This is a genomic window from Nocardia sp. MH4, from assembly GCF_019266065.1.
GTDB lineage: Bacteria > Actinomycetota > Actinomycetes > Mycobacteriales > Mycobacteriaceae > Nocardia > Nocardia canadensis.
Genome location: NZ_LPNR01000098.1, coordinates 23238 through 42404 on the forward strand (window position 1 = coordinate 23238; position 19167 = coordinate 42404).

Genomic DNA, 19167 nt, shown 5'->3' on the forward strand with positions numbered 1-19167 from the left:
CGGCTCCTTCGCTCAGCGCGCCGGGTGGCGCGGAATCCGGAATTCCCATTCGGTGCCGAAGTCCTCGCCCTCGGTCAGCAGTTCGGCGGTGCCGCCCAGTGCGCCGACCCGGCCGACGATGGAACGGGAAACCCCCATCCGACCTTCGGCTTCGGCGGCGGCGAGCCTGCCCGCCGGGATGCCGATCCCGTCGTCGCGCACGCTCACCACCAGCATGTCACCGGTGTCCTCCAGCAGCACATACGCTTTCGCGTCCGGCCCGGCGTGCAGGTCGACGTTCGACAGCGCGGTCGTCACGGCGGCGGCGATCTCCTGCGCGGTGGACCGGGCGATCAGCACCGGGTCGCCCGGGGTGGCCACCGAGACCTTCGGCGTGGCCCGCGCGGTCAGCAGCGGCCGCAGATCCACCTCGGCCGCGCCGGAATCCGGCCGTTCGGCCTGTTCGGACAGCAGGACCCGCAGCGCCACTTCCTGTTCGCCCGCCCGCTGCGCGAGTTCGGCCGCGGGCCCGCCGATCTCGTTGCCGCGACGCTTGATGAACGCCAGCACCTGCAGCACGCCGTCGTGCACTTCGCGGGCGAGCCGCTCGCGTTCCTGCGCGGCGGCGGTGATCCGCAGCGCGCGTTCGAGCTGGCCCTGGGCCCGGCGGGCGGTGTTGGCGGCCAGGCCGAGCGCCAGGCCGACCGAGACGAGCACCGGCGCGGTGGCGTCGCCCCACACGTCCTGTCCCCATTGCTCCCGCACCGTCACCACCACCGCCGACATGCCGAGCCCGGCGAGCACCCCGGCGACCGGTCCGCGCAGGATGGCCATCGAGATCACCGAGTTGGCGATCCACAGGGTCGTCGGCAGCGTCTGATGGCCGTGGTACCAGTCGTAGTCGGCGACCAGCCGGGTGGAGGCGATCAGCAGGACCGTCACGACCTGGTCGCCGAGCACCACCCAGCCCCGGATCCGGCCGGTCGCGGTGGGGAAATACCACTGCGAGAGCAGCAGCGCGGAGCTGCCCGACCAGATCGCCATCAGCGCGATCAGCACCCAGCTCAGTCGCGGGTGCTCGTAGTAGGGCACCGACGCGATCTGCTGGCCGATCGCGTACAGCAGCGTGACCAGCCGGAACGCCTGGGCGGCCCGCCACAGGGGCGCGGTCGCCGCGTCGGCCGAGCTCAGCTCAGCTGTGTGCGTCCGCATCGCCGGACTCCGCCTCGACCCTGCTCTCGTCCTTGCGCAGCGTGCGCGCGATATCGAATCGACCCGGCTCCGGTTTGTCCGGCTCGGCGGAGAACAGTCTGCGATCGTCGCCTATCAGCTCGCCGTAGACCTCGTCCGGACTGTCGGCGAGCAGATAGCGGATCGCGGTGTTGCCGACCGCGATCAACGGCACCGCCAGCAGCGCGCCCGCGATCCCGCCGACCACCAAACCGGCGGTGATCGCCAGCACGACGGCCAGCGGATGGATGCTCACCGCCCGGCCCAGCAGCAGCGGTTGCAGCACATGGCCTTCCAGCTGCATCACCGCGATGATGATGCCGAGCACGATCAGGGCCGTGACCAGGCCCTTGGTGACCAGCGCGATGAACACCGCGACGAACCCGGCGAAGAACGCGCCGATGATCGGGATGAACGCGCTGATGAACACCAGCGAGGCCAGCGGCAACGCCAGCGGGACGTGCAGGATCGCCAACCCGGCGCCGATACCGATCGCGTCCACGGCGGCCACCACCACGGTCGCGCGCACGAACCCGACCAGCGTGCCGAAGCCCAGCTCGCCGGCGGTGCGGACCTTCTCCCGGTGCGCGGTGGGGATGATCCGGGTGACGAAGTGCCAGATCTGGTCGCCGCCGTAGAGGAAGAAGATGAGGATGAACAGGATCAGGAAGGCACCGGTGAGGATGTGCCCGATCGCGGTGGCGGTGGTCAGCGCGCCGCTGGTCAGGCTCTCGCGGTTGTCCTGAATGGTGCGCACGATGGTGTCGCCCGCACTGCGGATCTGCTGATCGCTCAGGTGCGGCGGGCCGTTGATCAGCCAGTCCTGCACCTTGTGGACGCTGTTGGTGACCTCGTTGGACAGCCCCGGCACACCGTCGACGAACTGCTCGACGACGAAGGTCAAGATCCCGGCGAGCAGCCCGATCGACCCGACCAGCGCGACGAACACGCCGAGTGAACGCGGAATCCCCACGCGCTGCATCCAGTCGACCAGCGGCGCGAGCAGCGCGGCCGCGAGCAGCGCGATCGCCAGCGGAATCACCACGGTGGCGAACTTCTGCACCAGCATCCCCACCGCGAGCAGGGCGGCGAAGATGATCAACAGCCGCCAGCTCCAGGCGGCGGCTTTGCGGACCAGCGGATGCACTGCCTCGGCGTCCGCGCGCCACGGTGTGGACGCGGGCCCGGAATCTACCTTCTGGTCGGTCACCCGAGAGAGCCTATCGGTCCGAACGCTAGATTGGTGGTCGTGTCGGCGCCCCTGGAAGCGGTCAAACAGACCATGCGAACGCGCTGGCCGCTGTATCTGACCTCGGTACTGCTGGCCAACGCCTTCGGCGCGGTCCTGGTGTGGGCCTTCATCCAGTACGGCCTGCCCGTTCCCGAGGGCGACCCCGGTGGCGTGCGCCAGACCGGTTTCCTCGCACCGGTGCTGGTCTTCGGCGCCGCCGCGGTGCTCAGTATCGCGGGCGCCGCGCTGATGCTGCGGCCGGTGATGCGCTGGCAGATGCGGGGCGGCCCACCCAGCAGGCAGGAACAGATGGCCGCGCTGCACGTGCCGCTGCGCCAATCGATCCTGCATCTGGTGCTGTGGATCATCGGCGGCGGCATCCTGGCGGCGCTGATCATCGTCGAGTCGCCCGAGCTGGCGGGCGCGGTGATCGTCACCGAATGTATGGCCGCCACCATCGTGTTCGGCTTCACCTACATGCTGGGTGAGCGCATCCTGCGCCCGGTCGCCGCCGAGGCGCTGACCGAGGGCACCTTCGACCACACCCTCACCCCCGGCGTCGGCACCAGGATGGCGATGACCTGGGGCATGGGCACCTTCGCGCCGACCATCGCGATCGTGCTGCTGTGCGTCACGCAGATCTCCTCCGATGTGAAGTTCTCGGCGAAGTCGCTGGCCATCTCGATCCTGCTGCTGTGCGGCGTGGTGATCATGCAGGCGCTGGCGCTGTCGATGCTCACCGGGTCCTCCATCTCCGACCCCGTGCGCCAGCTGTCCCAAGCCATCAACAGGGTGCAGGGCGGCGCGCGCGACGTGCAGGTGGAGGTCTACGACGGCAGCGAGATCGGCCTGCTGCAGGTCGGCTTCAACCGGATGATGGAAGAGGCGGCCAAGCGGCGAAAACTCCAGGAGCTGTTCGGCCAGCACGTCGGTGAGGACGTGGCCCAGCGGGCCCTGGACTACGGCACCGAACTGGGCGGTGAGACCAGGTTCGTCGCGGTGCTGTTCGTCGACATGGTCGGCTCCACCGCCGCGGCGGCCGAGCGGCCGCCGACCGAGGTCGTCAGCCTGCTCAACGAGTTCTTCCGGGTGGTGGTCGACGTGATCGACCGCCACCACGGTTTCGTCAACAAATTCGTCGGTGACGCGGCGCTGGCCATCTTCGGCGCGCCGCTGGACCGCCCCGACGCGCCCAGCGCCGCCCTGGCCGCCGCCCGAGACCTGCGCGAGGCACTGCGCGAGGTGACCAGCCTCGACGTCGGCATCGGCGTCTCGGCCGGCCTGGCGGTCGCCGGAAACATCGGCGCCGCAAATCGTTTCGAATACACCGTGATCGGCGACCCCGTCAACGAGGCGTCCCGGCTCACCGAATTGGCCAAAGATCATCCCGGCCGCGTTCTCGCTTCGGGCAGCGCGCTCTACTTCGCCGACGAAAGCGAGCAAGACCATTGGGAAACCGGCGACGAGGTGCAACTGCGTGGCAGACGCAGAAAAACCCGCCTGGCCTGGCCGAAACCGATAGCCGCCGCGCCCGGCGAGGACCAGGGAGAACAGCTGCGTTCGTTAGGCTGAGACCGTGACGGCCGACGGCGACCTAGCAGGCGAACCCGCCTCGCCACCGACCGAGCGCCGCCGCCGGTTCCGGTGGGTGAAGTGGGTGCTCGGCGTGGTGCTGCTCGCGCTGCTCATCGGCGAAGGCGCCTACCTGTGGCCGCGGCTGCACGACTCGTGGCTCACTCTGACCGAGATCCACTGGGGCTGGCTGGTGCTGTGCATCGTGTTGCAGGCGATGTCGATGAGCGGATTCGGCCGGGTGCAGAAGCAGCTGTTGCACGCGGGCGGGGTGGATGTCAGCCAGGGCAAGTCGGTGTCGGTCGTCTACGGCGCCACCGCGATGTCGGTGACCCTGCCCGCGGGCCAGGTCTTCTCCACCGCGTTCACCTACCGCCAGACCCGGCGCTGGGGCGCGAGCCCGATCGTGGCGTCCTGGCAGCTGGTGTTCTCCGGCGTGGTCGCCGCGGCCGGGCTGGCGCTGCTCGGCGTCGCCGGTGCGGCGCTGGTCGGCAACCAGATCGGTCCCAAACTGATCGGGTCGGTGGTGATCCTGGCCGCGCTGCTGGTCGCGGGCAACTACCTCGCCCGGCATCCGGGCACGCTCGAGGCGATGCTGCGCCGGGTGCTGGCGCTGGTGAACCGGCTGCGCAAGAAGCCCGCCGGTCACGGCATCGCCAAGCTGGGCGAGATCCGGCGCCAGCTGGAATCGGTGGACCTGGGCAAGAAGGACGCGGCGCTGGTCGGCCTGTGGGCGCTGGTGCACCGCTGCGCCGACGTGGCCTGTCTCGGCGCGGCCTGTTATGCCATCGGCGCCGATCCCAAGCTGTCCGGCCTGCTCATCGCCTTCACCGCGGGCAAGGCCGTCGGTTCCATCCCGTTCGCGCCCGGCGGCATCGTCTACGTCGACGCGACCCTGATCTACAGCCTCACCGCCGCCGCGGGCCTGGCCGCCTCCCAGGCGGTCGCCGCCGCGTTCGTCTACCGGTTCGTCAGCTTCATCCTGGTCGCCATCGTCGGCTGGATCGTCTTCGCGTTCCTGTTCCGTACTCCGCAGGCCGACGACGAGGAATACGAGCAGGAGTACTTCTCCACCACGCCGGGACTACAGGCCAAACTCCGGCGCGGCAAGCCCGAGGACACCGCAGGCGGACCGGCCCAGCCGAGCTAGCCGGGACCTCGGCCGCTCACCGCAGCGCGCTCAGCGCGGCCCGCCAGCCGAGCAGGAACAGGGCGAGCACACAACTCGCGACAACGACGAAGCTCGCCGCCACCCCCTGACCGCTCACCGCCCGCAGCACCATCCCGCCGACCAGCGTGCCGAGCCAGATCAGGATGCCGCTGGGCCACAGCGCGGTGGCGTCGAAGCGGGCGTTGCGCGCGGCGAGCACGGCCAGCGCCCAGCCGAGCAGTAATCCGATGCCGAAGGGCCACACCGTTTTCACGAGACCGGCCAGCACCGCTTCGTCGTGACTGCGCCTGCCGATCGCGCAGAAAACGATCACCAACAGGGCATCAGCGGCGAACGGCGCGAATCTCCTCACGCAAGCAGCCTAACGGTTCGTGATCTTCATTCGGACCGCGCCGAGCCCCACTGATCAGTGCACACTCTGCACGTGCAGCCGTGTTCACGGCTCCGGCGAGGCCAGCGATTTCAGCAGGACGGCGGCGAGTCGCGAGGTCGCGTCGCCACTGTCGACGTCGGCGATGTGCACCGCGAAGACCAGGTCGCCCATGGTGGCCAGCAGCCAGCCGTCGGCGCCGCCGGTCGCCGCGAAGGCGGTGACATCCCGGAAGCCGCGCAGCGCAGCGGTTTCCGGCTTGCCGATGCCCTCCTGCAGCAGGCCGCGCAGCCGGTCGACGGCGGGCTGGGCGAGTGCGGGCACGGGGGTGTCGGTGGTGCTGGGCTTGCCGTTCTCGATCATCGGCGGCACCACCGAGCCGCGCGCGATCGCGGCGGCGGCGATCGCCATACCGAAGGGGCTGGCCAGCACCGCGTCCGAGCCCGCGCCCTGGCGCACCTGTTCGGTGCTGCGGCCGGGAGCGCTGATCCGCCCGGTCACCTCGTCGAGCCCGTGCACCTTGAAGTCGACGCCGACGCCGAGCGCGGTCGCCGCCTCGGCCGCCTCCTGCACCGAAACATCCTGCGGCGCTTTGTTCTTCGTCGCCGCGGCGACGGTGCGGAACAGTTCCATGGTGCCACCGGCCGGGAACAGCCCGGTGAACGCGATCGGGCCCTTCTCGGTGGCGTAGCTGTTCTGCGCGACGGCGACCACCGCGCCGGTGGACGGCTGGATCGCGACCACCGAGGCCGGCGTACCCACGCTGACCACCGCGTCCTCGGCCGCGCGCTGCAACCGCTGGTCCATGGTCGCGGAGATATCGGGCCCGGCCGGGCCCTGATAGCCGGCGACCTGGCTGACGAACCGGCCGTCGGCCTCGAAGATCTGCACGCCCCAGCCGGCGGTGGCCTCTTGGCTGTCCTTCCACACCTCGCGCAACGCGTCCAGCATCGGCGACCAGGTGCGGCGATCGGCGGAGATCAGCTTGGGCTGCTTCTCCATCACCACCCCCGGTACCCGCGCCATCCGCGGTTCCAGGATCGCGAAGTCGCCCTCGCGCAGGTTGACCGCGACGACCGGCTTGCCCTGCGAGGCGGCCAGCTGCTGCATCAGCGAGGGCCCGGTGATCAACGGAGCGACCGGCTCGATCGCGTCGGCGAGCGCGTTGGTCGACCCGACCAGGTCGCCGGTGCGGCTCGGATCGATCTTGATGACATTGATCGTCTGCTCGGTCATCAGCGGCTCACCGGGCAGGTCGACGACCCGCGGCGGCGGCTTGGCGGTGGTGCGCACGAGCTTGACGGTGCGATTGTTGGCCAGCTGCGGCATCACGACGGCGGGGTCCCAGGAGATCCGCCAGCCGATCGCGAGCTTGCGGACGGTGCCCTGGAGTGTGTAGGTCCAGTCCTTGTGCTCGCCGAAGTTCCAGGCGACGTCCATGCTGAAGATCGCCGACTGCGGGTCGAGATCGATCACCTGGCTCGGCTCGTAGTCGACCTTGCCGGTCGCCAAGCCTTCGAACATTTGCTTCATGGTTGCCGAAGCGGCGGCGGGGTACGAGGTCAGGTCGGCGGCTTTGGTGTAATCCTGCGCGTCCAGCAGATCGGTGAACCGCTGGACAACCGATTCCGACTCACTCGGCTTCCCACCCACCCCGCACGAGCACAGCGCGATGGCGAGGGTCGCAACCCCCACGATCGCCATTGCGCCCCGTGCGCGAAAGCGGCGGGATCCCCACACATCCATATCGCCCACTCTTCACTCTTGCCACTCCGGTAACAAATCCACCGTACCGGAAGTTGACCCGTCTCCGATGCCCCGGTAACACGGGACGCTAGCCGACCTCAGCACCTAGATTGTGCCCGAAATCTCGCCCCGATGAGGGCCTGATCTCGAACCTCGCCCAGCCAGTGGCAACATCTGGCGCGCCTACCGTACCGGGCGGCCCGCCGAGTTGTGCGGATCTCGCATTGTCCGGCGATTCAACGTGAGGGTACCCAGGCCCACCGACACTCAACCCCACGTCACCGACCCACATCGGCCGGGAACACCATCGTTCACGCAGAGCATAAACCGCTGCGCATATATCGGCGTAATCTTGTAATCAACGCAACGTGCGCAACAGAGATAGCAGGTGATTTCCATGCGGAACGCCCATCGCGAACGCGGATTCGGCCGGCCGGGCGGCTGGCAGCAAGCAGACCTCCCCGATCCGGCCGATGCCCCCGATTGGTTCGCCGGACGATTGCCCGCCGACTGGTTCACCGGCCCGCCGGAGATCGAGATCGACCGCGACGAGATCGTGGTCGTCGGCGAACTCCCGGTGCCGCAGCCCAAGTCGGCCGACGCCGACGCGCCGGTCTCGGCGGCGACGAAGGAGGGAGCGCTGGCCCGCTTCCGCGAGTCCACCCGGCCGGCCAGGATGCGGATCGCCGACGAGGCGCAGCGGCGCTACGGCCGCAGCGTCGCCTGGGGCGTGCGGGTCGACGGTGAGCGAATCCTGTTCACCCACCTCGCGGTTCCGGTGATGACCCGGCTGCGCCAGCCCGAACGCCAGGTCCTCGACACCCTGATCGACGCGGGCGTGGCCCGCTCCCGCGCCGACGCGCTGGCCTGGACGGTGAAACTGGCGGGCAAGCACGCCGAGTCCTGGCTGGCCGAACTCCGCGAGGCCATGCGCAAGGTCGACGACCTGCGCTCCGAAGGCCCGACCGGCCTGTGAATTAAGGTGGCCTGCATGGCAGACACCGTGCAGGCCACCGGCCCGATCCTCGTGCTCAACGGGCCGAATCTGAACATGCTCGGCACCCGCCAGCCGGAGATCTACGGCGCCGACACCCTCGCCGACGTCGTCGCCCTGTGCGAGCGCACGGCCGCCCGGTTCGGCCGCGAGGTCGTGGCCTTCCAGTCCAATCACGAAGGCGCGCTGATCGATCGGATCCAGCAGGCGCGCGGCGAGGTCTCGGCCATCGTGATCAATCCCGGCGGCCTGACTCACACCTCGGTCGCGCTGCGCGATGCCCTGGTGATCCCCGAGGTGCCGATCGTGGAGGTGCACATCAGCAATGTGCACGCGCGCGAGGAGTTCCGGCACCACTCGTTCGTATCCCCGATCGCGACCGCGGTCATCGCGGGCCTCGGCGTCCAGGGCTACGCCGCCGCGATCGAATTCCTGGGCAAGTCCTAGGCGAGCCGGAAGACCGGGAAACCGGGGGCGATGGCGGCGAGCTGTTCGTTCGAGGCGTTCTTGTCGACGCCCTCGAAGAACTTGCCGACCTCCCAGCCCCACTTCTCCAGGTAGAGGCGCAGCAGCGGGACCTTATCGGTGTCGGCGATCTCGGTGGCCGTGAACTGCTCGACCTTGCGGCCCAGCCGCAGTTCACCGTCGCCCGCGACGCGCAGGTTGCGCACCCACTGGGTGTGCCCGCGCGGGGCGACCAGGTAGCGCTCACCGTCGGCGGCGGTCATCACGTTGACCATGGTGGTGCGCCATTCGCCGCTCTTGCGACCGCGCACGGCCAGCAGCCGCGAGCCCATGATGCTGATGCCCAGCTTGGGCAGCAGGTTGGCGATCTTGTTCATGATCGGGTCGAAGCCGGTGGGGCCGAGGTAGCGGGTGGCGTTGTCCATCTTGATCACTCCTGAACTGTGAGCACTGCTCTCTGTTGAGACAAGCATGCGCGCTCGGCGGCGACATGTCAAGAGCAGTGCTCTCTCTTTTGGGAATGTCCGTTTCTCCCGAAGTATTGCCGCGATGAAATGTAGTACGTATGCTACATATCATCGAAGGTCGATGATTGGGAGGACTCATGGCTTCGAGTAACAGCGTTGTGCTCGACGTACAGCAACTACGGATGCGCTACGACGAGACCGACGTCCTGCACGATGTGACATTCCAGGCCACGCGCGGAGAGGTGCTCGTCATGCTCGGGCCCAACGGTGCGGGCAAGACCACCACGATCGAGATCCTCGAGGGGTTTCGCAGGAGGTCGGCCGGCCGGGTCGACGTGCTGGGGACCGATCCCGAACACGGTGACGAACAGTGGCGCGCGCGCATCGGCGTGGTGCTGCAATCGTGGCGCGACCACGCGAAATGGCGTGTGCGCGAACTGCTTCAGCATCTCGGCTCGTACTACGTTCCCTATGCCACCCCGCGCACCCCGCGGCCGTGGGACACCGATCAGCTCATCGAGCTGGTCGGCCTGACCGACCACGCGAACGCCAAGATCGCCACCCTCTCCGGCGGCCAGCGCCGCAGGCTGGACGTGGCGATCGGCATCGTCGGCAAGCCCGACCTGCTGTTCATGGACGAACCCACCGCGGGCTTCGATCCGGCCGCGCGGCGCGACTTCCACGATCTGGTGCACCGGCTGGCCGATCTGGAGGACACCACGGTGCTGCTCACCACGCACGATCTGGACGAGGCGGAGAAACTCGCCGACCGGCTGCTGATCCTGGCCGGTGGGCGGATCATCGCCGACGGCTCGCCCGACGAGCTGTCCCGCTCGGTCGCGGGCGAGGCGCAGGTGAGCTGGACCGTGGACGGACAGCGATTCGTGCACACCACCACCGAGTCGACCAAGTACGTACACGAGCTGTTCAAACAGCACGGTGACGACATCGGCGAACTCGAGGTCCGCCGCGCCTCGCTGGAGGACACCTACATGACCCTGGTCCGGCGCGCCGAATCCGGCGACACGGGCGCACCCGTTCACTCTCTCGCGGAGGTCACCCGATGAACGTCACCGCTGTCCGCGCCGGACTTGCCCGCGGCGGGATCGAATTGCGCCAGCTCTACACCAACGCTCCCGATCTGATCGGGCAGTTCCTCACCCCGGGCATCTCGCTCGCGGTGCTGTTCCTGCTGCGGAACCGGATGTACGGCGAGAGCGGACTGTCGATCGCCGAGCTGGCCGTCCCCGGCCTGCTCGGCTCCATCATCGCGTTCAACGGCCTGTACGCGGTCCTCAATGTGCTGGTCCTGGACCGGGAGGACGGCACGTTGCTGCGCGCCAAGGCCGTGCCCAGGGGACTGACCGGCTACTTCACCGGCAGGATCGTGGCAGGCGCGGGCGCGGTGCTCGCGCAGGTCGTTATCGTGCTCGGTGTGGGCATGGTGATCATCGGCGGTTCCTCGCTGACCGACGCGAGCGCGATCGCGATATTCGTCGGGGTAGTGGCGCTCGGTCTGCTGGCCGTGCTGCCCTGGGGCACGATCCTGGGCAGCCTGCTCGACAGCCGCTCGTCGTTCCTGCTGACGATCCCGCTGATGGGCCTGGTCGCCATCTCCGGCATCTTCTACCCGATCACCGCGCTGCCGGGCTGGTTGCAAGCGGTCGGTCAGGTGTTCCCGATGTACTGGCTCGGCCTCGGCATGCGCTCGGCGCTGCTGCCCGCCGACGCGGTCGCCGTCGAACTCGAGCAGTCCTGGCGGCACGTGGAGACCGTGGCGGTTCTGGGGATCTGGACCGTCGCCGGACTGCTGATCGCACCGATCGTCCTGCGGCGCATGGCGGCACTCGAATCCGGCTCCGCGATGGCCGCGCGCAGGGACAAGGCGATGCAGCGTGCCTTCTGAGGTCATCTACAACCGCATCGCGATGCTGCGCGCCGAGCGCGGCATCTCGCGGCGGGACCTGGCCGAAGCGCTCGGCGTGCACTATCAGACCGTCGGCTATCTCGAACGGGGCGAATACAGCCCCAGCCTGCATCTCGCCCTGCGGATCGCGGCCTACTTCGAGGTGGCGGTGGAGGTGGTGTTCTCCACCGAGCCGTTCCCCCGGCTCGGTGCCGAGACCGCGTGAAACACCGCCGACCGTCCGGCACCCAGAGCGGTGCCGGACGGTTTCGGCGTGTCGACTTCGACTGTGCCGCAGGGCACTCGGAAGCCGATCGGCCGGGCGATCTCAGCGGGCCGCGCCACGGATCAGCTCGAAGGTCGACACCGGCTTGCCCGCCGCCTCGCTGGCCTCGACCGCCTTGCGCCAGTACGACTGCGCCAGGTGCGAGAAGCCGGCGTCGACGCCGACCTCCTCGCTGGCGTCGATGATGTGCTGCGCGCCGGCCACCATCATCTTCAGCGAGGCCAGGTCGGCCCAGCCGCCGTTCTGGTTGGCCACCGAGAACTGCTCCATGAAGTACGGGAAGGCCTCGCTGGAACGGACCGCGAACGGCACGAACTGGGCGATGTCGTGGCCGGACTTCGCGATCACCGCGGTCGCCTGGTCGAAGGCCAGCAGCCAGGGATGGAAGATGACCAGCAACGCCTGGTAGAAGACCTGGGCGAGGCCGTCGTCGGCGCCGAGGTACTCCTGCGGGCTGAGCGGACGCAGCAGCTCGGCGTGCGCGTCGAACACCTCCTTCGGACCGCTGTAGAAGATGTAGGACGCGGGGTGCTCGATGTTGTCGCCCGCCGACATCACCCCGCCGGAGAGGAACTGCGCGCCACGCTCGCGCACCCAGGCCGCCCCGGCCCTCGCCTTGTCCGGCGAGTCCGACGACAGGTTGGCGATCACCTTGCCCGCCAGGGCTTCCGGCGCCTGACCGAGCACGTCGTACATGGCGGCGTAATGAGTCAGGCTCAGGACCGACACCTCGTTGGCGGCCAGCGCCTCGGCGACGGTGTCGGCGCGCTTGGCACCGAGCGCGACCATCGCGTCGACCTTGTCGGGGCTGCGGTTCCAGACGGTGACCTCGACGCCTGCCGCCAGGAAGGCGCGGACCATGGCCTGCCCCATCGGGCCGAGGCCGAGCACGGAGACGGAGCGGGTGGACTGTTCGGACATCTGATGCCCCTTCGATTCTCGATTGTTCGATGGTTCGGCGCCGGAATCCATGGTGGTCGGCGCGGGTATCGTCGGGAAGACCGAACGTCGGGGTGTGGTTGCTTACCCTGAGGTCCGAAATACGGTCGGAAGGGGTGCACCAACAATGAAAAGTGACACAGATCACGACGTGTGCGGCATGAGCCTGGCGATCGACGTCGTCGGCGGGAAGTGGAAGCTGCACCTGATGTGGGTGCTCGGCGCGGGCCCGCAGCGGTTCGGGCAGATCCGGCGACTACTCGACGGGGTGAGCGAGAAGGTGCTCACCGAGAACCTGCGCCAGCTGGAAGGCGCGGGCGTGGTGCACCGCGAGGTCTATCCCGAGATCCCGCCGCGCGTCGAATACTCGCTGACCCCGCTCGGCGAGACCCTGCGGCTGGCGCTGGAGCCACTGGAGAACTGGGGCGACACCCACCGCGCCGAGCTCGCCGTGAACACCCGCCCGAGCGCGCCCGTCCCTACCGCTGTCGCGCTGTAGCCCATCGCGACAGGCGGTCGAGCGCGATCCGTTCGCCGACGCGTTCGAGCAGCGCCGCCGCGTTCGCGATCGAGCGCGACGGATTCGGTTCGAGATCGGCGAGCGCGTAACACCCGGCGAAGCCCGCCGCCCGGATCTCCCCGGGCGACAACATCGTTCGGCCCACCGCCGCGACCACCGGCACCCCGGCCGCCTTGGCCGCGGCGGCCACCCCGACCGGCGCCTTGCCGTGCATGCTCTGGTGATCCAGCGACCCCTCGCCGGTGACGACCAGGTTCGCCCCGGCCACCAGCGCGGGGAATTCCAGCAGCTCGAGCAGCACATCGATACCGCTGCGGACCTGCGCGCCGAGCACCGCGAGCGCGCCGAATCCGGTACCACCCGCCGCGCCCGCGCCGCCGATCTCGGCGTAACCGGTCCCCAGCACCGCTGCCCAATTGGTGAGTGCCGCTTCGAGATCCACCATCCGCGCGGCGTCGGCGCCCTTCTGCGGCGCGTACACCGCCACCGCACCCGCGGGGCCGAGTAGCGGATTGTCCACATCACAGGCCAGCGTGAACCGCGCCTGCGCGATCGCCGGATGCAGCGCGGCCCGGTCGACCGACACCACCCGGCTCAACAGCGCGACCACGTCGAATCCGGTGACCTCGCTTCGCAATTCGCTGCCGTCGCGGTCGAGCAGGCGCAGGCCGAGCGCCTGCAGGAAGCCCGCGCCGCCGTCGGTGGACGCGCTGCCGCCGAGTCCGAGGACGATCTCGCGCGCGCCGTGATCGAGCGCGTGCGCGACCACCACTCCGAGGCCGAAGGTGTTCGCCCGGATCGGCTCCAATCGACCGCCGGGGAGCTTGACCAGCCCGACCGCCGCGGCCAGCTCGACCACCGCGGTGTCGCCGTGCACGGCGTAGACCGCGGTCGACGGTTCCCCGGTCGGGCCGGGGGCCGGGACCACGATCCGCTGCCAGCCCGCGGCGGCGAACGCGTCCACCATGCCGTCGCCGCCGTCGGCGACCGGCACGCAGCGCACGTCGACGGACGGCGCGGCCCGGCGGATCCCGGCCGCCAGCGCGATGGCGACCTCGGGCGCGGTGAGCGAGCCCTTGAACTTGTCGGGCGCGAGCACCACACGTGCGGTCATGCTGTCTCCTCCTGCGATGCTCGGGTGCCCTCCGTGGTGACGCGAGCAGGCGTGTCCCCACGCTGACCGATCATCCCGACATTGTCCGGGCTCGGACCGAAACCCGCCATACGCGGACCCCACCGTCGAATGTCGCGGACCGGGGTAGTTTCGACGCATGGCGACCGAGGTCCGCAACAACGCCGCGCTCGAGCGGTTCGAACTCACCGCCGACGGAGTCCCCGCCGGCTATATCGAGTACCAGGACACCGGGGCCGAACGCGCCCTCGTGCACACCGAGATCTATCCCCGATTCGAGGGCCAGGGACTGGCCAACGTGCTCACTCAGGCCGCGCTGGACGCCGGCCGCGCCGAGGGGTTCAGCGTGCTGCCGCTGTGTCCGGTGGTCCTGCACTTCGTCAAGACCCATCCGGCCTACATCTCGCTGGTGCCGCAGCGGGCGCGGGAGCTGTTCGGGTTGCCTCAGTAGCTCGCGACCGCCGCGTCGACGGCCAGTTGCAGTTCGTCCTTGACGAGGCGGGCGATATCGGCGGGCCGCTGCGGCAGCTCCAGCACCGGCGACCGGAAGTAGAACCGGGCGGCGACGACCTCCGCGGCGGTCGGCTCGACCTTCGGGTCGGGTCGCGGACCGTAACTCATCGCCAGGGCGACCAGCGCGGGCGGCGCGTCCAGCTTGGCCGCGCGGAACGCGATATGACCGATCCCGCTGCCGACGGACTGCACCGTCACCGGGTCGACGTCGTTGCAGGTGCCCTCGGGGAAGATCGCCAGGTGATCACCGGCGGCCAGACGCTGCGCGCAGACATCCATCATGCGCTGACCTGCGGCGTTGACGGCCCTGATGCCGTGGTCCTTGCCGCGGAACACCGGGATGCCGCCCATCATGTCGACCTTGCGGCGCTGCTCGGGATCGACGAACAGTTCGTCCTTGGCCAGCACCCGCACCCGGCCGATCTTGCCGCGCAGCGGTGAGCGCCACGCCGTCGCGGCGACGGTGTACGGATCGCTGGTGGAGAGGTGATTGATCGCGAAGATCACCGGGCGCCCGCTGCGGACCAGGGCCTTCAGCTGCTGCTTCGCGCCGTCGGCGAAGGCCACCCGCGGGCGGAAGCGCCGGGCCAGCACGGCATAGGACGCCAGCGCCTTCCAGCGATTCTGCTGATGTCGCTGGTAGTAGTCGTACACGGCGTCACTGTTTTCGAGAAGGACCTCGGGCGAGTGCATGCCGAGACCCTACCGGGCGGGCCCGCGGGCGGTCGGACGAGAAAATTTCCGGTCCGCGGCGGTCCGCGGGGAGCGCGCGACACCGGTCCAATGCGATGATGGCTCGGTGGCACGCGGAGACGACCCGGACGAGCGCCGGACTCGCGACGGGCACGGCGATGACCGGCGGCGCGGGCACCCCGCGGTGGGCGTCCGCGCGGGCAATCTGCTGGTGTCGGCGATCGACCTGGTGGAACCGACCTTCCGGCGGACCGTGGTGTACGTCATCGAGCACAACGACGCCGGCAGCCTCGGCGTGGTGCTGAACCGGCCGAGCGAGACCCCGGTGCGCGACGTCCTGCCCGCCTGGGCCGACCTGGCCGCCCAGCCGACCGACCTCTACATCGGTGGTCCGGTCAAACGCGACGCCGCCCTGTGCCTGGGCACCCTGCGCACCGGCGCCGACATCTCCGAGGTGCGCGGCCTGCGCCGGGTCGACGGCCGGGTGGTGCTGGTCGACCTGGACGCCGATCCGGCCGAGATCGGCCCGCTGGTCGAGGGCATCCGGATCTTCGCCGGGTACGCGGGCTGGTCGATGGGCCAGCTCGACGGCGAACTCGACAACGACGACTGGATCGTGGTCTCGGCGCTGCCGTCGGATCCGCTCGCCACCGACCGGCACGACCTGTGGGCGAGCGTGCTGCGCCGCCAGCCGCTGCCGCTGGCCCTGCTCGCCACGCACCCGATTGAACTCGAACGCAACTGATCCCGTTACTCCTTCGACAGATCAGGAGTGACACCATGAATATCGACGAGCAGTGACCCGGACCGCCGATGGACGACGGTCGCGACGAACTGATGCGCGCGCTCTACGCCGAGCACGCTCCCGCGCTGTGGCGCTTCACCCTGGGCCTGGTGCGCGATCCCGGCCGGGCCGAGGACATCGTGCAGGAGACCTTGCTGCGGGCCTGGCAACGGCCCGCGGTGCTCGAGCAGACCGAGACCTCACCGCGCGCGTGGCTGTTCACCGTGGCCCGTAATCTTGCCGTCGACGAACACCGCAGCGCGCGACACCGCCGGGAGTTCGGCACCGACACACCCCCGGAACAGGTCAGCCCCGATCAGTCCGATCGGGCGCTGGACGGCTGGCTCGTCGCCGACGCGCTCAGCACGCTGAGCCAGGATCATCGCGAGGTGATCGTGCGGGCCTACTACCGCGGCCTCGGCATGCAGCAGATCGCCGACGAGCTGGGCATTCCGCCGGGCACGGTGAAGTCGCGGCTGCACTACGGCATGCGAGCGATGCGATTGGCGCTACAGGAGATGGGGGTGACGAACCGATGACCGATCTCTTCGACGAGTACAGCACCTGGGACGCCGCCTACGTTCTCGGTTCCCTGGGCGCCGACGAGCGCCGCGAGTACGAGACGCACCTGCACGACTGCCCGCACTGCACCGAAGCGGTCGCCGACCTGGCCGGGATGCCGGGAATGCTCGCGCTGGTCGATCGCGACACCGCCCTGTCGATGATCGAGGCCACCGAACCCGCGATCGCCCACGCCCCCGATCTGCTGCCCTCGCTGGCCGCCGCGGCCGAGAAGAAGCGCCGGCGAAGTCGCTGGATCGGGGTCGGTAGCGCGGTCGCGGCCGCCGCGGCCGCCGTGGCGATCGCCATCCCGGTGACGGTCACCGTCGCCCGCTCCGACGCGCCGACCGAACAGGTCGTCGCGGCCCAGCAGATGCGGGCGGTGGAGCAGACACCGGTCAGCGCCGAGGTGAAACTGGTGCGCGACGGCGACCGCACCCGCCTGGTGATGACCTGCCGCTACGCGCCGAGCAGCTACGGCTCCGGCTACAGCTGGACCTACGGCCTGATCGTCACCGCGGGCGACCAGCGCTTCGAACTCGACCAGTGGCCCGCGGGCCCCGGCACCGAGCTCACCGTCGACCGCACGATCGACGCGCCGCCGGAGTCGATCAGCAAGGTCGAGATCACCTCGGTCAGCGCGGGCCGCACGATCCTGGAAGCCCAGATCTGAGCACGGCCGAACGGTCCCGGAGAGCATGTCTCTCCGGGACCGTTCGGCGCGTGCGGCTCAGCTCTGCTTGCTGAAGATCGACTTCGACCAGAGGTAGCCGCCGCCGGCGATCACCGCGCACCAGCCCAGCGAGACCCAGCCGTTGACGCCGATCTCGGTGCCCATCAGCAGCCCGCGCAGGGTCTCGGTGATGGGGGTGAAGGGCTGGTACTCGGCGAACTGCCGCAGGCCGACCGGCATGGTGTCGGTGGCGACGAGGCCGCTGCCGAGGAACGGCATCATCACGATGGGAAACGGTGCGTTGCTGGCGCTTTCGGGGTTCGGCGAGAGCAGACCGAGGGCGATGGCGAGCCAGGTGAAGGCGAAGGTCACCAGGGTGAGCAGACCGAAGGCGGCCACCCATTCGAGCAGGTTCGCGTTCGGCCGGAAGCCGATCAGCAGCGCGACCCCGGCCATCACGGCCATGCCGCCCAGCGCCTGGATGAGCGCGCCGAGCACGTGCCCGGTGAGCATCGACGACTGCGAGATCGCCATCACCCGAAAGCGATTCACGATGCCTTTGCTCTTGTCGGTGGCGATCGAGACGGCCACCGACACGGTCATGTACGCGGGCAGCAACAACAGCATGCCCGGCGCCAGGTAGTCGATGTACTCGCCGCCGGAGGACTTCTCCAGCGCCCCACCGAAGACGTAGTTGAACACCAGCAGCAGCACGGTGGGCATGATCAGGATGCCGAAGACCATGCTCGGATAGCGCTTGGCGTGGATGATGTTGCGCCGCAACATGGTCATGGTGTCGGCGACGGCGTGCTTGTTCGCGACGGTGGTGGTGCTCATGCCAGGGACTCCTGCTCGGTGGTGGCGCGGTCGTTGTCATGCTCTGCGGCCGTCGCCGGCCGCTGAGCGCTTCTTCCCGTCAGGGTGAGGAAGACGTCGTCGAGGTTGGGGGTGTGCACGGAAATGCCGCCCGCTTCGATGTTCTCGGCGTCCAGCAGATCGAGCACGGCGCGCAGGGAGCGCACGCCGCCGTCGCTGGGGACCGCCAGGGTGAGGCCGTCGCCGGCGTCGAGCACCCGCGCGGACGGGCCGAGCGCGTACTGCGCGGCGGCCAGCGCGCGCTGATCGGCGAAGTCGATGCGGATGTGCCCGCCGGGGATCAGCCGCTTCAGTTCGGCTGCGGTGCCCTCGGCGACGATGCGGCCCTGGTCGAGCACCGCGATGCGGTCGGCCAGCTGATCGGCCTCCTCGAGGTACTGGGTGGTGAGGAAGACGGTGACGCCGAGGTCGTCGACCAGGCCGCGGATGATGTCCCAGATTGCCCGGCGGCTGCGCGGGTCGAGGCCGGTGGTCGGCTCGTCGAGGAAGATCACCCGCGGGTTGCCGACCAGCGTCATGGCCAGATCGAGCCTGCGGGTCATGCCGCCGGAGTAGGTGCTCGCCGGTTTGTCGGCCGCCTCGACCAGGTCGAAGCGCTCCAGCAGTTCGGTGGCCAGGCCGCGGGTGTCGCGGCGGGGCAGATGGTTGAGATCGCCCATCATGTGCAGGTTCTCGCGGCCGGTGAGCAGTTCGTCGACGGCCGCGAACTGTCCCGTCACGCCGATCAGCTCGCGCACGCCGTCACGTTCGGTCACCACGTCGTAGCCGCCGACGGCGATCTCGCCGGCGTCGGCGCCGATGAGCGTGGTGAGGATCTGCACCGTGGTGGTCTTGCCCGCGCCGTTGGGGCCGAGCAGGGAGAAGATCGTGCCCTCGGCGACGGTGAGGTCGATGCCGTCGAGGACCGTGTGCTCGCCGTAGGCCTTGCGCAGGCCCCGTGCCGTGATGGCCGAGTTGACCATGGTCGTCCCTTTCCAGAGAATTTCATTCATTACTGCGAATATGTGCATGAGTTATCGACACAGCCCCCAGGGGGCTGCGGTTGCTGGTGTGGGTGTG

22 protein-coding genes are annotated in these 19167 nt (G+C 69.3%); 12 read left to right on the forward strand and 10 right to left on the reverse strand.

Going from position 1 to position 19167, the window contains the following annotated elements; translation table 11 throughout:
• Window positions 1–12: 12 nt before the first annotated feature.
• Both macS and ATM97_RS14410 read right to left on the reverse strand, forming a co-directional pair.
• Complete coding sequence (gene macS, locus ATM97_RS14405) at window positions 13–1191, reverse strand: MacS family sensor histidine kinase (RefSeq protein ID WP_218718522.1); 1179 nt, start codon at window positions 1189–1191, stop codon at window positions 13–15.
• Window positions 1172–2419 (reverse strand): AI-2E family transporter, encoded by a 1248-nt coding sequence (locus ATM97_RS14410; RefSeq protein WP_218718523.1) that lies wholly within the window; start codon window positions 2417–2419, stop codon window positions 1172–1174. The genes macS and ATM97_RS14410 overlap by 20 nt, the downstream gene beginning before the upstream one ends.
• A gap of 72 nt (window positions 2420–2491) precedes the next feature.
• Between ATM97_RS14410 and ATM97_RS14415 the strand changes: the two genes are divergently transcribed.
• Both ATM97_RS14415 and ATM97_RS14420 read left to right on the forward strand, forming a co-directional pair.
• Window positions 2492–4012: an adenylate/guanylate cyclase domain-containing protein gene (locus ATM97_RS14415; protein ID WP_218718593.1), complete on the forward strand. Its 1521-nt coding sequence runs from the start codon at window positions 2492–2494 to the stop codon at window positions 4010–4012.
• A gap of 4 nt (window positions 4013–4016) precedes the next feature.
• Window positions 4017–5162: a YbhN family protein gene (locus ATM97_RS14420; RefSeq protein WP_308248480.1), complete on the forward strand. Its 1146-nt coding sequence runs from the start codon at window positions 4017–4019 to the stop codon at window positions 5160–5162.
• Window positions 5163–5178: 16 nt separating this feature from the next.
• Here ATM97_RS14420 and ATM97_RS14425 read toward each other — a convergent pair whose 3' ends face one another.
• Together ATM97_RS14425 and ATM97_RS14430 are read right to left on the reverse strand one after the other, a co-directional pair.
• Complete coding sequence (locus ATM97_RS14425) at window positions 5179–5535, reverse strand: DUF3054 domain-containing protein (RefSeq protein ID WP_218718524.1); 357 nt, start codon at window positions 5533–5535, stop codon at window positions 5179–5181.
• Between the two features lie 84 nt (window positions 5536–5619).
• Window positions 5620–7257, reverse strand: a complete 1638-nt coding sequence (locus tag ATM97_RS14430) for an NTF2-like N-terminal transpeptidase domain-containing protein (RefSeq protein ID WP_218718525.1) — start codon at window positions 7255–7257, stop codon at window positions 5620–5622.
• Window positions 7258–7696: 439 nt separating this feature from the next.
• On the opposite strand from ATM97_RS14430, the gene ATM97_RS14435 reads away from it, so the two are divergent.
• Window positions 7697–8275, forward strand: coding sequence for a hypothetical protein (locus ATM97_RS14435; RefSeq protein ID WP_218718526.1), 579 nt, complete (start codon window positions 7697–7699; stop codon window positions 8273–8275).
• A gap of 15 nt (window positions 8276–8290) precedes the next feature.
• Entirely contained in the window at window positions 8291–8740 is a 450-nt protein-coding gene (gene aroQ / locus ATM97_RS14440; protein WP_218718527.1) for a type II 3-dehydroquinate dehydratase, read from the forward strand.
• Here the strand turns inward: aroQ and ATM97_RS14445 are convergent.
• Window positions 8737–9183: a nitroreductase/quinone reductase family protein gene (locus ATM97_RS14445; RefSeq protein ID WP_218718594.1), complete on the reverse strand. Its 447-nt coding sequence runs from the start codon at window positions 9181–9183 to the stop codon at window positions 8737–8739. The two genes, aroQ and ATM97_RS14445, sit on opposite strands and share 4 nt — an antisense overlap.
• Before the next feature lie 179 nt (window positions 9184–9362).
• Here ATM97_RS14445 and ATM97_RS14450 point away from each other — a divergent pair, with 179 nt between their 5' ends.
• The 3 genes from ATM97_RS14450 to ATM97_RS14460 are packed head-to-tail and all read left to right on the forward strand — an operon-like array spanning window position 9363 to window position 11357.
• Window positions 9363–10292 carry an ABC transporter ATP-binding protein gene (locus tag ATM97_RS14450; RefSeq protein WP_218718528.1) on the forward strand — a complete coding sequence of 310 codons (930 nt, stop codon included), beginning with the start codon at window positions 9363–9365 and terminating at the stop codon, window positions 10290–10292.
• Entirely contained in the window at window positions 10289–11131 is an 843-nt protein-coding gene (locus ATM97_RS14455; RefSeq protein WP_218718529.1) for an ABC transporter permease, read from the forward strand. Before ATM97_RS14450 ends, ATM97_RS14455 begins: the two co-directional genes overlap by 4 nt.
• Complete coding sequence (locus ATM97_RS14460) at window positions 11121–11357, forward strand: helix-turn-helix transcriptional regulator (protein WP_189034374.1); 237 nt, start codon at window positions 11121–11123, stop codon at window positions 11355–11357. The genes ATM97_RS14455 and ATM97_RS14460 overlap by 11 nt, the downstream gene beginning before the upstream one ends.
• Before the next feature lie 102 nt (window positions 11358–11459).
• Here the strand turns inward: ATM97_RS14460 and ATM97_RS14465 are convergent, their stop codons facing one another.
• Window positions 11460–12389: an NAD(P)-dependent oxidoreductase gene (locus tag ATM97_RS14465; RefSeq protein ID WP_218718530.1), complete on the reverse strand. Its 930-nt coding sequence runs from the start codon at window positions 12387–12389 to the stop codon at window positions 11460–11462.
• 94 nt (window positions 12390–12483) lie between these two features.
• Between ATM97_RS14465 and ATM97_RS14470 the strand changes: the two genes are divergently transcribed.
• Entirely contained in the window at window positions 12484–12855 is a 372-nt protein-coding gene (locus ATM97_RS14470) for a helix-turn-helix domain-containing protein (RefSeq protein ID WP_218718531.1), read from the forward strand.
• Here the strand turns inward: ATM97_RS14470 and ATM97_RS14475 are convergent.
• The gene (locus tag ATM97_RS14475; protein ID WP_218718532.1) at window positions 12836–13990 is read right to left on the reverse strand and encodes a glycerate kinase; all 1155 of its coding nucleotides are present in this window, start codon (window positions 13988–13990) and stop codon (window positions 12836–12838) included. The genes ATM97_RS14470 and ATM97_RS14475 overlap by 20 nt on opposite strands.
• 157 nt (window positions 13991–14147) lie before the next feature.
• On the opposite strand from ATM97_RS14475, the gene ATM97_RS14480 reads away from it, so the two are divergent.
• On the forward strand, window positions 14148–14459 hold the full coding sequence (locus tag ATM97_RS14480) for a GNAT family N-acetyltransferase (RefSeq protein ID WP_218718533.1): 312 nt from the start codon (window positions 14148–14150) through the stop codon (window positions 14457–14459).
• Here ATM97_RS14480 and ATM97_RS14485 read toward each other — a convergent pair.
• Window positions 14453–15214 carry a 1-acyl-sn-glycerol-3-phosphate acyltransferase gene (locus tag ATM97_RS14485; protein ID WP_218718534.1) on the reverse strand — a complete coding sequence of 254 codons (762 nt, stop codon included), beginning with the start codon at window positions 15212–15214 and terminating at the stop codon, window positions 14453–14455. The two genes, ATM97_RS14480 and ATM97_RS14485, sit on opposite strands and share 7 nt — an antisense overlap.
• 106 nt (window positions 15215–15320) lie before the next feature.
• On the opposite strand from ATM97_RS14485, the gene ATM97_RS14490 reads away from it, so the two are divergent.
• The 3 genes from ATM97_RS14490 (at window position 15321) to ATM97_RS14500 (ending at window position 17232) form a co-directional block, all read left to right on the forward strand.
• The gene (locus ATM97_RS14490) at window positions 15321–15959 is read left to right on the forward strand and encodes a YqgE/AlgH family protein (protein ID WP_218718535.1); all 639 of its coding nucleotides are present in this window, start codon (window positions 15321–15323) and stop codon (window positions 15957–15959) included.
• A gap of 68 nt (window positions 15960–16027) precedes the next feature.
• Complete coding sequence (locus tag ATM97_RS14495; RefSeq protein ID WP_218718536.1) at window positions 16028–16537, forward strand: sigma-70 family RNA polymerase sigma factor; 510 nt, start codon at window positions 16028–16030, stop codon at window positions 16535–16537.
• Window positions 16534–17232 carry an anti-sigma factor gene (locus ATM97_RS14500; protein ID WP_218718537.1) on the forward strand — a complete coding sequence of 233 codons (699 nt, stop codon included), beginning with the start codon at window positions 16534–16536 and terminating at the stop codon, window positions 17230–17232. Before ATM97_RS14495 ends, ATM97_RS14500 begins: the two co-directional genes overlap by 4 nt.
• A 57-nt stretch (window positions 17233–17289) precedes the next feature.
• On the opposite strand, the gene ATM97_RS14505 is transcribed toward ATM97_RS14500, so the two are convergent.
• Complete coding sequence (locus tag ATM97_RS14505; protein WP_218718538.1) at window positions 17290–18069, reverse strand: ABC transporter permease; 780 nt, start codon at window positions 18067–18069, stop codon at window positions 17290–17292.
• Window positions 18066–19100, reverse strand: a complete 1035-nt coding sequence (locus ATM97_RS14510) for an ATP-binding cassette domain-containing protein (RefSeq protein ID WP_305082657.1) — start codon at window positions 19098–19100, stop codon at window positions 18066–18068. Before ATM97_RS14510 ends, ATM97_RS14505 begins: the two co-directional genes overlap by 4 nt.
• Window positions 19101–19167: the final 67 nt, after the last annotated feature.

Bases quoted from the DNA above. Each gene is read 5' to 3' on its own strand.
- macS (WP_218718522.1), bottom strand. From the start codon at position 1,191: ATGCGGACGCACACAGCTGAGCTGAGCTCGGCCGACGCGGCGACCGCG.
- ATM97_RS14415 (WP_218718593.1), top strand. From the start codon at position 2,492: ATGCGAACGCGCTGGCCGCTGTATCTGACCTCGGTACTGCTGGCCAAC.
- ATM97_RS14430 (WP_218718525.1), bottom strand. From the start codon at position 7,257: ATGGCGATCGTGGGGGTTGCGACCCTCGCCATCGCGCTGTGCTCGTGC.
- ATM97_RS14435 (WP_218718526.1), top strand. From the start codon at position 7,697: ATGCGGAACGCCCATCGCGAACGCGGATTCGGCCGGCCGGGCGGCTGG.
- aroQ (WP_218718527.1), top strand. From the start codon at position 8,291: ATGGCAGACACCGTGCAGGCCACCGGCCCGATCCTCGTGCTCAACGGG.
- ATM97_RS14445 (WP_218718594.1), bottom strand. From the start codon at position 9,183: ATGGACAACGCCACCCGCTACCTCGGCCCCACCGGCTTCGACCCGATC.
- ATM97_RS14450 (WP_218718528.1), top strand. From the start codon at position 9,363: ATGGCTTCGAGTAACAGCGTTGTGCTCGACGTACAGCAACTACGGATG.
- ATM97_RS14455 (WP_218718529.1), top strand. From the start codon at position 10,289: ATGAACGTCACCGCTGTCCGCGCCGGACTTGCCCGCGGCGGGATCGAA.
- ATM97_RS14465 (WP_218718530.1), bottom strand. From the start codon at position 12,389: ATGGATTCCGGCGCCGAACCATCGAACAATCGAGAATCGAAGGGGCAT.
- ATM97_RS14470 (WP_218718531.1), top strand. From the start codon at position 12,484: ATGAAAAGTGACACAGATCACGACGTGTGCGGCATGAGCCTGGCGATC.
- ATM97_RS14475 (WP_218718532.1), bottom strand. From the start codon at position 13,990: ATGACCGCACGTGTGGTGCTCGCGCCCGACAAGTTCAAGGGCTCGCTC.
- ATM97_RS14480 (WP_218718533.1), top strand. From the start codon at position 14,148: ATGGCGACCGAGGTCCGCAACAACGCCGCGCTCGAGCGGTTCGAACTC.
- ATM97_RS14485 (WP_218718534.1), bottom strand. From the start codon at position 15,214: ATGCACTCGCCCGAGGTCCTTCTCGAAAACAGTGACGCCGTGTACGAC.
- ATM97_RS14495 (WP_218718536.1), top strand. From the start codon at position 16,028: ATGGACGACGGTCGCGACGAACTGATGCGCGCGCTCTACGCCGAGCAC.
- ATM97_RS14500 (WP_218718537.1), top strand. From the start codon at position 16,534: ATGACCGATCTCTTCGACGAGTACAGCACCTGGGACGCCGCCTACGTT.
- ATM97_RS14505 (WP_218718538.1), bottom strand. From the start codon at position 18,069: ATGAGCACCACCACCGTCGCGAACAAGCACGCCGTCGCCGACACCATG.
- ATM97_RS14510 (WP_305082657.1), bottom strand. From the start codon at position 19,100: ATGAATGAAATTCTCTGGAAAGGGACGACCATGGTCAACTCGGCCATC.